Source organism: Wolbachia endosymbiont of Drosophila ananassae, from assembly GCF_008033215.1.
GTDB lineage: Bacteria > Pseudomonadota > Alphaproteobacteria > Rickettsiales > Anaplasmataceae > Wolbachia > Wolbachia pipientis.
In genome coordinates this window covers 318,164-330,573 of the sequence record NZ_CP042904.1, presented here as the reverse complement: position 1 = coordinate 330,573, position 12,410 = coordinate 318,164, and the positions used below count along the sequence as shown (strand labels likewise).

8 protein-coding genes are annotated in these 12,410 nt (G+C 35.3%); 3 read left to right on the top strand and 5 right to left on the bottom strand.

Going from position 1 to position 12,410, the window contains the following annotated elements; translation table 11 throughout:
* Window positions 1-449: 449 nt before the first annotated feature.
* The gene (gene sdhA, locus EA652_RS01600) at window positions 450-2,249 is read left to right on the top strand and encodes a succinate dehydrogenase flavoprotein subunit (protein ID WP_012673129.1); all 1,800 of its coding nucleotides are present in this window, start codon (window positions 450-452) and stop codon (window positions 2,247-2,249) included.
* On the opposite strand, the gene EA652_RS01595 is transcribed toward sdhA, so the two are convergent.
* From EA652_RS01595 to ychF, 5 genes are all read right to left on the bottom strand, one after another.
* Window positions 2,221-5,010 (bottom strand): ankyrin repeat domain-containing protein, encoded by a 2,790-nt coding sequence (locus EA652_RS01595; RefSeq protein ID WP_007548772.1) that lies wholly within the window; start codon window positions 5,008-5,010, stop codon window positions 2,221-2,223. The genes sdhA and EA652_RS01595 overlap by 29 nt on opposite strands.
* 286 nt (window positions 5,011-5,296) lie before the next feature.
* Entirely contained in the window at window positions 5,297-5,902 is a 606-nt protein-coding gene (gene gmk / locus EA652_RS01590; protein WP_012673128.1) for a guanylate kinase, read from the bottom strand.
* Window positions 5,886-7,691, bottom strand: coding sequence for a pentapeptide repeat-containing protein (locus tag EA652_RS01585; RefSeq protein ID WP_007548775.1), 1,806 nt, complete (start codon window positions 7,689-7,691; stop codon window positions 5,886-5,888). Before EA652_RS01585 ends, gmk begins: the two co-directional genes overlap by 17 nt.
* On the bottom strand, window positions 7,684-8,886 hold the full coding sequence (locus EA652_RS01580; RefSeq protein ID WP_012673127.1) for an ankyrin repeat domain-containing protein: 1,203 nt from the start codon (window positions 8,884-8,886) through the stop codon (window positions 7,684-7,686). The genes EA652_RS01585 and EA652_RS01580 overlap by 8 nt, the downstream gene beginning before the upstream one ends.
* Window positions 8,887-8,988: 102 nt before the next feature.
* The gene (ychF, locus tag EA652_RS01575) at window positions 8,989-10,083 is read right to left on the bottom strand and encodes a redox-regulated ATPase YchF (protein WP_012673126.1); all 1,095 of its coding nucleotides are present in this window, start codon (window positions 10,081-10,083) and stop codon (window positions 8,989-8,991) included.
* Between the two features lie 118 nt (window positions 10,084-10,201).
* On the opposite strand from ychF, the gene EA652_RS01570 reads away from it, so the two are divergent.
* The gene (locus EA652_RS01570; RefSeq protein WP_012673125.1) at window positions 10,202-11,146 is read left to right on the top strand and encodes an OTU domain-containing protein; all 945 of its coding nucleotides are present in this window, start codon (window positions 10,202-10,204) and stop codon (window positions 11,144-11,146) included.
* Between the two features lie 83 nt (window positions 11,147-11,229).
* Window positions 11,230-12,402 (top strand): CCA tRNA nucleotidyltransferase, encoded by a 1,173-nt coding sequence (locus tag EA652_RS01565; protein ID WP_012673124.1) that lies wholly within the window; start codon window positions 11,230-11,232, stop codon window positions 12,400-12,402.
* Window positions 12,403-12,410: the final 8 nt, after the last annotated feature.

The following is a 12,410-nucleotide window of genomic DNA, read 5'->3' as shown; positions in this document are numbered from 1 at the left end:
TTTTTCTGCTTGGTAAATTTCTTAAACATTTGCAGCGTAGGTTAGTTGCAATTAAAAGCAGCTGAATTTCGCTTGTCAAGCGTTTAAAACATAAAAAACGCCAATATTTTAAAGCGGATAATAACCACGGGGCTTCTTTTGCCTTTTTTTTCGTTTGGTAAATTTCTTAATGTTTATAGCTAAACGACAATCGTCATCCCGCTGCTTGTTAGCGGGATCTAGAGATACCGCGAATGAATCGCGGTATGACGGTTCGCGGCGGCATGACAATAAGCTCGTCATCCCGCTACGTGTTAGTGGCTGAGATACTGCGGCGGTATGACGTAGGATTGCTGTCATCCCGCTACTTGTTAGCGCCGCGGCGGCATGACGTCTTAACTATAGAAAACTTGTATAGATTTTTTCTACTTCTGTGATATCATAAGCCTGTAATGATAAAATAAGTAAATATGGATAAGTCAGCGTATGAGATCATAGAACATGAGTATGACGTGGTAGTAGTAGGTGCAGGTGGAGCAGGGCTCAGAGCAACGCTTGGGATGGCTGCAACTAATTTTTCAGTTGCCTGCATTTCTAAAATTTTCCCTACACGAAGTCATACAGTTGCAGCACAAGGCGGAATTAGTGCAGCTTTAGGTAATATCGGTGAAGACGATTGGCGCTGGCATGCATATGACACAATAAAAGGTTCAGACTGGCTTGGTGATCAAGATGCAATAGAATATATGTGTAAAAACGCTGCTAAAGCTGTTATTGAACTTGAAAATTTTGGCGTACCTTTTTCTCGTACAGAAGATGGCAAAATATACCAGCGCTCTTTTGGTGGAATGACAACTCACTTTGGTAAAGGAAAATCAGCGCAGCGCACTTGTGCGGCAGCAGATAAAACTGGGCACGCAATCCTTCACACTCTATATCAGCAGTGTCTTAAATTCAACGCTGAATTTTTTGTTGAATACTTTGTGATTGATTTAATTATGGATAGCGAAACATGCTGCGGAGTTCTTGCTTGGTCGCTATGCGACGGCACATTACATAGATTTCGCGCGCATAGGGTGGTGCTAGCAACAGGTGGATATGGACGTGTTTATTTCTCTGCAACAAGTGCGCATACCTGCACAGGTGATGGTAACGGCATGGTAGTAAGGGCTGGATTACCACTTGAAGATATGGAATTTGTACAATTTCATCCAACAGGAATATATGGCTCAGGGTGCTTGATGACAGAAGGATGCCGTGGCGAAGGGGGATATCTCGTTAATTCTCAGGGCGAAAAGTTTATGGAACGTTACGCACCAAAAGCAAAAGATTTAGCTTCCCGTGATGTGGTAAGTCGTGCAATAACAATTGAAATTAGAGAGGGAAGGGGAGTTGGGCCGAAAAAAGATTACATGTATTTAACTATAGCGCATCTTGATCCGGAAGTAATAAAACTCAGATTGCCGGGCATTAGCGAAACCGCAAGAACTTTTGCTGGAGTTGATGTCACTAAAGATCCAATACCGGTCATTCCGACTGTTCACTATAACATGGGTGGCATTCCAACCAATTATTATGGAGAAGTGATCACGCTGAAGCAAGGTAAGGAAGAAGTGGTAGATGGACTATTTGCAATTGGAGAAGCTGCGTGTGTCTCTGTGCACGGTGCAAATCGACTTGGCTCTAACTCGCTTCTTGATCTTGTGGTTTTTGGTAGAGCTGCAGCGCTCAGAGCAAAAGAGAAGCTAAAATCCGGTACACCACATAAAAAATTGCATTCAGACTGCACAGACTGGATAGTAGATAGGTTTAATAAAATGCGATTTGCCTCCGGTGGGCTAAAAGTAGCAAAAATACGCAGCGAAATGCAGAACACTATGCAAAAGTACGCATCAGTGTTCCGTGTTGCTGAAGTTTTAGAAGAAGGCAAAAAAGCTATAAAAAAGGTAGCAAAAATGATGCCTGATATTTCACTTGAGGATCACAGTATGATGTGGAATAGTGATTTAGTTGAAGCACTGGAGCTTGCTAACATGATCCCACAAGCGGTTATTACCATGGAATGCGCAGCTAATCGCGAGGAAAGCAGAGGTGCCCATGCTCGTGAAGACTTTCCTGAACGTGATGACAAAAACTGGATGAAGCACACTATAGCGTGGCTTGAAGAAAAGAAAGGGCAAATTAACGTAAAAATTGATTATAAAAAAGTGGCTGAAAAAACTCTGAGCGGTGAGATTGATTTCATAGCGCCAGAGAAGAGGGTTTACTAGTTACACTATCCCTACACAATTTTTCAACGAGTTCATATATTGATATGGCACTCATTTTAGTGTCTGGAGGACTCTCAGTATGCTCTGATTGATTTGGTGATTTTTGCACCTCTTGCTCTTCTAAATCGTTGGACTTATTTTCTATATCTTTAACAGAGTTATTGCATTGTGTATCATTTTTTGGTGCGTTATCTTGAAGTGTAAGTTGCTTTTCTTCAGTAAACTTTCCTTTAATTTTTCCAAATCCTTCATAAATATTTTCTAAATTCAAGTAAATAAGATAACAAACTCCAATAACTGCTATAATAGATGAGGCAGTTGCAATTGTAATAATTCCTTGAGAAGCACTGAATATTGCTGCACAGGCTAAAGCAGCAAATACAAGCGTTGTCACTGCTTTACAAGCAACATTATTGATGTACTTCACAATATCGCGTGCTTTTAACTTCCTGCCAAAGTTGCACTTCAGTTCAGTTCTCATATCATCTGGAATAAGCGCTCTACCCATTGATTTCTCTATTCCTTTTATAGTTTTATAATACTCTTTGCTCCATAATCTTTCGGGTAGTATTAACTGCTTTGGATCAACACCATTTTGCAATAATTTTACACAGAACTTGATCGTGTTATCACGGCTCTTAGGATTGACCAAATTATGTTTATCTTTTGTCGTCTTAGTAATTAACGCTACTTGTAGTGGTGTTCGTTCTTTTTCGTTAGTGGCGTTTGCAGCTTTACTAAATTTCTCTTTTTCCACCGAATTTAAAATCAACTCTAAACATGTAACTTTTTGTTCTCCTTTTAGTAAAGCAATGTGGTGCAGAGCATTTTTTTCATCTTTATCTTGCACAGTAATATCTGCACCATTTTTTAGCAATAGTTCTAGGGTTTCATACCTTTTAGTTTTTTCAAATTTCTTAAGTGATCGGTTCTCACTCTTCTCTTGTATGCGCTGGAGTATCTGATGGAGCGGTGTTTGCCCTTCCTTGTTAGTAGTATTTACAGCATCATCTTTATTTGAAATCAACTCTAAACATGTAACTTTTTGTTCTCCTTTTAGTAAAGCAATATAGTGCAGAGCATTTTTTCCATCTTTATCTTGCACAGTAATATCTGCACCGTTTTGTAGAAATAACTCTAAGGTTTTATACCTGCCAGTATCCTTAAATTCTTTTTTTACTACATTTTTTATTTTATTTTTCAATGAAGGTTCTTTACTCTTTTCTTGTATGCGCTGGAGTACCTGATGGAGCGGTGTTTGCTCTTTCCCGTTAACAGCATTTATAGCCTTACTAAATTCATCCTTACCTAAAGTCAACTTCAAACATGCAACTTTTTGTTCTCCTTTTAGTAAAGCAATATAGTGCAGAGCATTTTTTCCATCTTTATCTTGCACAGTAATATCTGCACCATTTTTTAGCAATAGTTTTAGGGTTTCATACCTTTTAGTTTTTTCAAATTTCTTAAGTGATCGGTTCTCACTCTTCTCTTGTATGCGCTGGAGTATCTGATGGAGCGGTGTTTGCCCTTCTTTTTTATCATTTACAGCTTTTATAAATTGTTCTTTTTGGCCTGTTTCTAGCAATATATTGAGAAGTTTAAGTTTTTGTTTTGTTTCAGGTTTAACAATCAAGTGTAAAGCATTGTTACCATCTGTGTCTTTAAGGCTAATATCCGCACCTTTTTCCAATAGTTCTTTAAAAAGTTTTTTATCACTATTTTTAATTACTGGATGTAATAGATAATTATCATTACTATCTGGAGTATTTATGGTATGTGGTATAATTTCTTTAATTTTTGCTTCTGTATTGATTCTTATTTCTGGCTTTAATTTAGATTTCTTTCCTTGCTCTGCTAATTTTTCTAAGAAATTACGGTAGTATGTCTTTTGCTCCTCTTTTAAGTTTTGTAATTCTTCTGTAGATAATTCTAAATTATCAGAGCTGGCCCCATGCTCTAACAATTTTGTAAGAAACTTAAGTGTGTTATCGTTACTTCGAATTGTATTAGACTCATGTTTTTCTTTTGTTACCTTGTTAATTAGTGCTACCTGAAAAGGGGTCTGATTTTCACTATTAATGAGTTGTGCTAGATCTTCCTTGGTGACCGTTTTTATTAGGGTACCCAGAAACTTGCATTTCTGTTTCTTTTCCAACGACGCAATGAAGTGTAAAATATTATTTCCTTTCTCATCTTTTATGCTGCTAATATCCGTACAATCTTTTAGATATTTTCTAAATTTCCTGTTATTTCCATTTTTGATCGCTTTTAGTAATAGAGCGTCGTTGTCCGTTGTTCCATTTACTTCATGATCATCTCCAACATCACTGCCGTAGCCACTCTCTGTTTCGCTGTCCCTACGGTTGTGGGTAAAACAATATCTGCTATTGTCAGTAATTTTAGAAATTACTTGCTTTTTTGTTTCATTTGATATTTTTTTCGATCGTTCTATTGCTTTATCTAGCACTGGAAGGAAGCATTGGACATAATACCTATAATATTTTTCTTGTTCTCTAAGTGATTCTTCTAATTTAGTTAATACTTCAGGACTAGCATCTTTTTCAAATAACCTTTTACACTTCTTGAGGGTTCCATCTTGACCTCTTGGTTTTTCACGCTTGTGTTCTTCTTTTTTTACCTTTCTCTCTATAATGCCATACAATTGCTCGTCTTTTCTATCCTGCTCTTGCTTTTTATTTTTATCTATGCATTCACCTAATTTATCTGCATTAGTAGTTAGTGCAGTTATATCTATACCCATACTAAAACCTCAATATTAAAAGCTATTTAAGTTGTCAGCACTAAACTAACAACCAAGAAGTTTGACTTTTAAATTGAGCTAAACGTTGTATATGTATAGGTGGAAAGGCAGAAAACTAGTTTCTATTAGAAAATCTGTTATCATAGTCAAATCCTCACTTGAACAGTTGCTACTATTTTAACCATTTAATCTTAAAAAATAATAAATATAGCTAAACTGCGAAACGTGCTACTGGCTAAAATAGGATAAGAAACTATAGCTGCAAATATCCAAATTGATGTTTTTATCAGTCTTCCAGACTTGGTTTTTCTTTTAGTTTTTTAAGTCTTTCTTTATTTAGTATGGAGCTTATCTCTTCTACACTTTTATCAATATCATCATTGATTATTACATAATCATATTTATCACGTTTGCTTATCTCTTTTTGAGCTTCGGCTAATCTGCGCTCTATTTCGCTTGCATCATCACTATTACGCTTTTGCAAACGCAACCTAAGCTCTTCCATTGAAGGGGGAAGTATAAAAACACTTACAACTTTTTTTCTCATGAGCTTGAATAAGTGAAATGCTCCTTGCCAGTCTATGCTGAGTAAAACGCTTATTCCATTGCTTAAGTTTTGCTCTATAAAATTTCTTGGTATACCATAAAAATTCTCAAAAACTTTGGCGTATTCAAGCATTTGGCCAGCTTTGCATAACTCGTGAAATTTTTCTTCGGTAACGAAAAAATAGTCTTTTCCATTTATTTCGCCGGGGCGAGGCTTGCGCGTAGTCATAGAAACAGACCTAACTAAATTAGTTGATCGCTCAAGTAATTTTGCTGATATAGTAGTTTTTCCAGCTCCAGAAGGGGAGGATAGAACCAATAATACGCCCTCACTTTTTACGGTCATTTTTCTTTGCATTTTTTAACATGGTGCTTTTTGGATCAGAGTTTAAAAAGCTAGAACCTTCTAAATTAGAATTTGATAAGTTGGTGCCAATGAGAGAAGAGTTATCAAAGACAGTATAGCGCAAATCGGTCTTTTCAAAATTTGCCTTATTCAAATTAACGTTTACAAACTTTGCTCTACTCAATGTTGAATTAGAAAAATCGGCATTTTCTAAATTCATATCCTTAAATTCAAAGTAAGAATAATTTACATTAAATTTTTCACCCTGTGATATTTTCTCTTGCAAATCTTTAATCGAAGTTATAGCATTTTCTGAACCTGTGAGTTTCTCCTGCCCTTGATTGTCAATCAAAATTGAATTATCAAATTTGCAACCTGTTAAGTGAGCATCAACAACTGAACTTTTATATATGCTTGAAGAGAGAAAAGACATATCACTAATTGTTGAATTACTCAAATTGCTAAGAAAAAAACTAGTTTTCCTAAAGGCATTAGCGTGAAGCAAAGAAGATCTGAAATCGCTTTCAATAAAATTTGAATTAGTTACTTTTAAATTGGACCAACTCGAATTATCAGCTAATAAATTAAAGAATGTTGAATTTTCTATTTCACTGGAATCAATATTATGGCGAGAAAGCGTACTGTTATAAACTTGAGAGTCTTGGATTTTTATCTTATACATTGAAGTTGTAGAAAGGTCTGAATCTTCTATCTTTGCAGAGGTAAATAGTGAATGGTCAAAAAATGAGCCATTCATGTTAGAATTTGCAACTTTAGTATTATGAAACTTTCCGTGACGAATGTCAGCATTAGAGACATTAACTTGATGCAGTTCACTAAAACTAAAATCAATATTGGATAAATCAGCATCATGAAGATTTGCTTCAGAAACATATGCATGTTTTATCTTGGAACCATTTAGTATAGATTGAACAAAACTTGAATTATCGTCATTCACATAGGAAATTTGTGTGTTGCTTAAATTAGTTTCGTCGAAGTTACTGTCAATTATGATAGAAGAATTAAGGCAGGCATCGGAAAGATTGCTACCTGTAAAGTCTGATTCTTTTAACTCTGCACCATATATGTTAGCATTTTTTAATGAAGAAAATTGTATCTTTAATTTATATGCATCCACTCCAAAGAAACTTGCATTATTAAGGTTGTTTTTCTGCATAACAGTATCGTTTATTTCACTATCACTAAAATTTACGTGGCTAACATTCGAGTTTGATAAGTTGGAGAAATTCATTTTCACATTCGAGAAATTAGTATGCAAACCAATTACGTTGTGCATACTTACTTTTTTGAGATCGGAACTGATAAAATCAGCATAACTAACATTAGACTGATCAAATACGATATCTGTTAAGTTTGCAGAAACAAATTTTGTAAAACTCAAATTTGTACCTTTTATTTTAATGCCATGTAAATTAGCATTGGAAAAATTAGCACCACGTAAATCAACATCAATGAAAGACACATCGGATAAATCGGTGTTAGAAAAATCGGCACCAATCAGACTTACTCCATCAAAAACAGATTTACTTAGGTACAGTTGGTTAAAATTAGCTCCATTTAAGTTAGAACCAAAACCTTTCTTAAAATCTTCTGGCACGCCCTCTTTGTGGCACTGCACCAAAAATTCAGCAAAGTCTTTTTTACTGTAAGATACGTATTTTACATCATGCAGAGCGTTTAAAAAATCACTAATCTGATTTTTTTCATCATTTGTTTCGTTTCCATAACATAAATGACCAACTAAAATTAATATCAAAAATCTAATCATCTTGCTTATCACACTGCAACTCATTGTTTTCTTTCGTTTTCACAGCCCAATCGTACATTGCTGAGCTTTCTTTATTGTCTATTTTTCTATCCTCCAAAAGGTGTGGCATCATTTCGGCAATCGCATTTATTATCTTGACCTGCTTTCTTTCGATTGCTATATCAATTGGGGATTGAAAATTATTATTAACTACTCTAAGATCAGCACCTTGTAATAAGAGAAAGCGCACTATGTCTACCTCACCTTGTTTAACTGAATAAATGAGAGGAGTATCACCCAATTTATTTCTAAACCTTAGTATCTCTTGAATTGTTAATCCAATTTTTTCTAGCTTACTTATTACTCCTCTTAAGCAAGTTAAGTTGTTCTTCTTAATGCAGTAAAAAAATTGCTTACTGTAATCATCAATAAACACAGTTGTAGGAAGATGCTCATTAAGGCTATCATATTGTCGTTTATATATTGACTTGCTTTGTATGTCTTTATGACCCCATTCTTTTATTGGTTCTCTGTTTAGCTTTGTCCATTTTTGTAAACTTTTCTTTTCACTTTGCTCTTCTTCATCTTTTTTAGTTATAGGTTTTACTCTATTGCGGTCCTTGGAATTACTGTTTGTTTCTTTCACTTTTTTTTCTTCAGACTGATTCTCTACTTTTTCTTTTTTTCCCTCTAATAATTGACTCGCATCACTTTTTGAAAGTTCATTATCTTTTATATCAATCTTCTGATCAGCTTGTAGATTTTTTTGCGGGTTAGCTGTATTCTCATTTAAATCAGCACTTAAAGGCAAAGGCTCTGGTTTCAAATCTTTATTCACTTCTTTATTGACCACATTTGGTAAATTTTGAGCAAATTTGTCTGTGCTTCCTTCTAGCTGGTCATTTGGCAAACCTTTATCAATCCTTTCACCTTCACTTGTAGTTTTTTCAACCACGGAAGCTTTATTCTCGTTGTGTTGCAGCTTCTCTTTATCGGTAGTGTCGTCTAATCTTTTGCTCTCAGCCTCTTGTGTTTGTTTAGCATCGACGTTGCTTTTTAACTCATCTTTTTGATTTGTGCTATCTTGCTTCCTTACACCTACATTTTCGTTTTTATGAACTGATTCAATTTTCTTTTCTTCAAATTGCTCTACAGCAAATAGGCTCAGTGATCCGAATACAACAGCTAATAATATAAAATATAAAATATTTTTCATAAATATCCCAAGCATAAGCTTAATTAAAATGATACTATAATCAAATGATTAATCTACAGTAAAAAATGCCTTAGATAAAAAACCAATAGAAAGGATAAATTACTACACATTAAACCTAAAGTGCATTATATCACCATCTTGCATGATATAATCTCTGCCTTCAAAGCGAATTTTTCCTGCGTCTTTGCAAGCTGATTCACTTCCATACTTTATGTAGTCTGCAAAGCTTATTGTCTCTGCTTTTATAAAGCCTTTCTCAAAATCAGTGTGGATTACACCTGCTGCTTTATCGGCTGTTGACCCTATTTTTACTGGCCATGCCCGTGCTTCTTTGGGGCCCACAGTAAAGAAAGTTATCATACTCAGCACTTCATACATAATACGCGCTACTCCATCAAGGCCTGATTCTTGTAAGCCAAATTCCGATAAAAAACTCTGTTTTTCCTCTTCACTATCAAGATTTGCAATATCTGCTTCGAGTTTTGCTGAAATACAATAAAATTTACTTTTATTTTCCTCCGCCATTCTCTCTACCTTTTTAGATAATTCATTGCCAGTTATAACATTTGTATCTTCAACATTGCAAACGTACATAACGGGCTTTGTTGTCAGCAATTGAAGCGACTTCATCTCATCTTCATCGATATTCTCCAAACTTCTTGCAGGTTTACCTAATTTTAAAGTAGCCAGTACCTCTTGCATTAATTCAAGTTGTCTCTTTAGCTCTTTATCACCTTGCTTTGCTTTCTTTTCCAATTGAGGAAGCCTTTTTTCTATGCTATCAATATCAGCTAGGATTAATTCCATTTCTACCACTTCAGCATCTGATATTGGATCTATTTTACTGTGTACATGGCTGATATCGTCATCCGTAAAGCACCTGAGCAGATGAACGATGGCATCAACTTCTCTGATATGGCTTAAAAATTTATTGCCGAGCCCTTCACCTTTGCTCGCACCCTTTACCAGGCCTGCAATATCTACAACTTCTAATTGATTATAAATTATCTTCTCTGAACCGGCAATTGCTGCGATTTGTTTCAAACGCTGATCTTTTATCGAAATCTTGCCTATATTTGGCTCGATTGTGCAAAAAGGATAATTTGCAGCTTCGGCTGCACTTGACTCTGTAAGCGCATTAAATAAGGTTGATTTTCCTATGTTTGGTAACCCAACTATACCGCAGTTAAAACTCATATTTGCTATTTAAAGCTACAACTATTGCATAATTTAAAAATTTCTGCTATACTTAATTAGTTGCTTATTAATAATTTTGTTGGTATAGTAACATATAGCTCAAATTAAGGTAAAAACTATGGCTGAACCTAGGAAACGGAAGCTACCAAGTGATTTTCATGATGTTGAGGTTGGAATAAAAAGGCCCAGGATCTCAGGGCAAGAAATAACTCTTTTAAATAGTAACCCTTACCCTGACAATTTCTATGTAGGACAAGCAATTGGTAATGGAAGCTGTTTTTTTGACTCTTTCAGGCAAAGTCTAGAACAACAGACAGGAGAGCAAGTTACTGCCGAAAAATTAAGAAATGATTGTAGGGAATTTGCACAAAAGAATCCACCAAAGTGGTTTACAGATGCAATTGCCAATGGTTATGATAACAATGGCCAGCACCGTAGTGAAACTGTAGATGATTATACAGCAAACATTATGCGTAACGATAGGTGGGGTGATCCTGACGTTGAAGGCAGAATACTTTGTGAAAAGTATAAGGTAAAGCTACATGTTATAGAGAACCAGACTGTTGATAACCAAGATTTGTTTTTGCATGAATTAATAGACAATTCAGGTTCAAAAAGTGCAGGTGAATACAATAAAGTTAATTATGACGACAGTAGTGTTTTGCATGTAATAAACAAAGGACATGCTCATTTTGAACCATTGCTTGATAGAAATAAAAGTTTAGCAAAACAAGAGCAAGAGGAAACCAAACTTAAACAAGAGCAAGAACAAGAAGATTGCCTATTAGCAAAAAAACTGCAGCTAGACGAGATCTTAGAGTATTGTAACCTTTCAAAGGATATCTCTGAGAGAGCAGAGGTTGAGAAGAGGTTTGATGAGTTATTGGCAGAAAATGCTGATGGAAAAATTTGTGATGTTGTAGAGCAGTGCGTTAGTGATATAAAGCAACACATTCAACGCTCTGAGAAGCAGAAGTCTTTGAGTCCGTCATGTAGCATGGAAGAAGCAAAAATAGAAAGACTATCTCATCAACAGCAACAGCAACAAATACCTGCACAGTAAATTTTCATAGCCCTGTATATTTTTATATAGGGGTTTGTGCAAGCATTTCATATAATATGAACTTGCAGTATGTACTAACCTAAATGCAAGTTGACCAGGAGACTAGTTTAATTATTGATGCCATAGAGGAATTTGGTGGTGAGGCTAGGCTTGTCGGCGGATGTGTGAGAGACTCAATTTTGCAACGTGATGTCCACGACATCGATTTAGCTACTAATTTGCTTCCCAATCAAACAATTAAAGCGCTAAAACTCCGTAATATAAAAACTATTCCAACTGGCTTAAACCATGGAACTATTACTGCAATCTTAAATCAGAGGTCTTTTGAAATTACGACACTAAGGCATGATGTGAAATGTGATGGTAGGCATGCAAAAGTAGAATTTACTAATAATTGGCAAGCTGATGCTTCAAGGCGTGACTTTACATTTAACGCTCTATATGCAGATAAGCATGGCCATATATATGACTACTTTGGTGGCATTGAGGATTTAAAGGTGCGAAGGTTAAACTTTATAGGCAACGCTGAAGATAGAATTAAAGAAGACTATCTACGTATTTTAAGAGCATTTCGTTTTCATGCAAAAATATGTGTCGGAGATTTGAGTGATGAAATACTAAACGTATGCAAAAAGCATTCGCATATGATCCAAAACCTCTCTGGAGAGAGAATAAGAGATGAAATACTTAAATTGCTGGAGTGCAATGATCCTTTTCCAACACTTAAGAGCATGCAAGAATCTGATGTTTTGCAAAAGATTATCCCAAAAGAAGTAAAATGCGAAATTCTGTCTTCGTCACTTCTTTTCGGCACTGATGCACTAGTAAAATTAGCGTTACTCCTTAGGACCACCAAAAATGACAGGCTAAGTCTTGGAGAATATGTAAGTAAGTTTCTACGTCTTTCAAACAAGCAAAAGAAAAAGCTGTTATTTTTATTATCCAACGATATCAAAACAGAACTCTCAGAAAAAGAGCAAAAAAAATACATATCTTTATTTGGTAGAGAATTATATTGTGATTTAGTGAAAATTTGTGGTGTTGAGTCTGGAGAAAATGTTGATGAATACATTTCATTTGCTAACACATTCAATATTCCAAAATTTCCTTTATCTGGCGATGATTTAATAAGTATAGGTCACCAGCCAGGAAAAAGTTTAGGTAGAAACTTGGAATTGCTAAAACAACATTGGGAAGATAGCTCCTACACTTTAACAAAAGAGGAGCTGGTGCTTTATGCTAAGAGCCTATTCTAACTGCGTAT

Coding starts and splice junctions, on each gene's coding strand:
- EA652_RS01570 (WP_012673125.1), top strand. CDS start 10,202: ATGGCTGAACCTAGGAAACGGAAGCTACCAAGTGATTTTCATGATGTT.
- EA652_RS01585 (WP_007548775.1), bottom strand. CDS start 7,691: ATGATTAGATTTTTGATATTAATTTTAGTTGGTCATTTATGTTATGGA.
- EA652_RS01595 (WP_007548772.1), bottom strand. CDS start 5,010: ATGGGTATAGATATAACTGCACTAACTACTAATGCAGATAAATTAGGT.
- EA652_RS01580 (WP_012673127.1), bottom strand. CDS start 8,886: ATGAAAAATATTTTATATTTTATATTATTAGCTGTTGTATTCGGATCA.
- sdhA (WP_012673129.1), top strand. CDS start 450: ATGGATAAGTCAGCGTATGAGATCATAGAACATGAGTATGACGTGGTA.
- EA652_RS01565 (WP_012673124.1), top strand. CDS start 11,230: ATGCAAGTTGACCAGGAGACTAGTTTAATTATTGATGCCATAGAGGAA.
- ychF (WP_012673126.1), bottom strand. CDS start 10,083: ATGAGTTTTAACTGCGGTATAGTTGGGTTACCAAACATAGGAAAATCA.
- gmk (WP_012673128.1), bottom strand. CDS start 5,902: ATGACCGTAAAAAGTGAGGGCGTATTATTGGTTCTATCCTCCCCTTCT.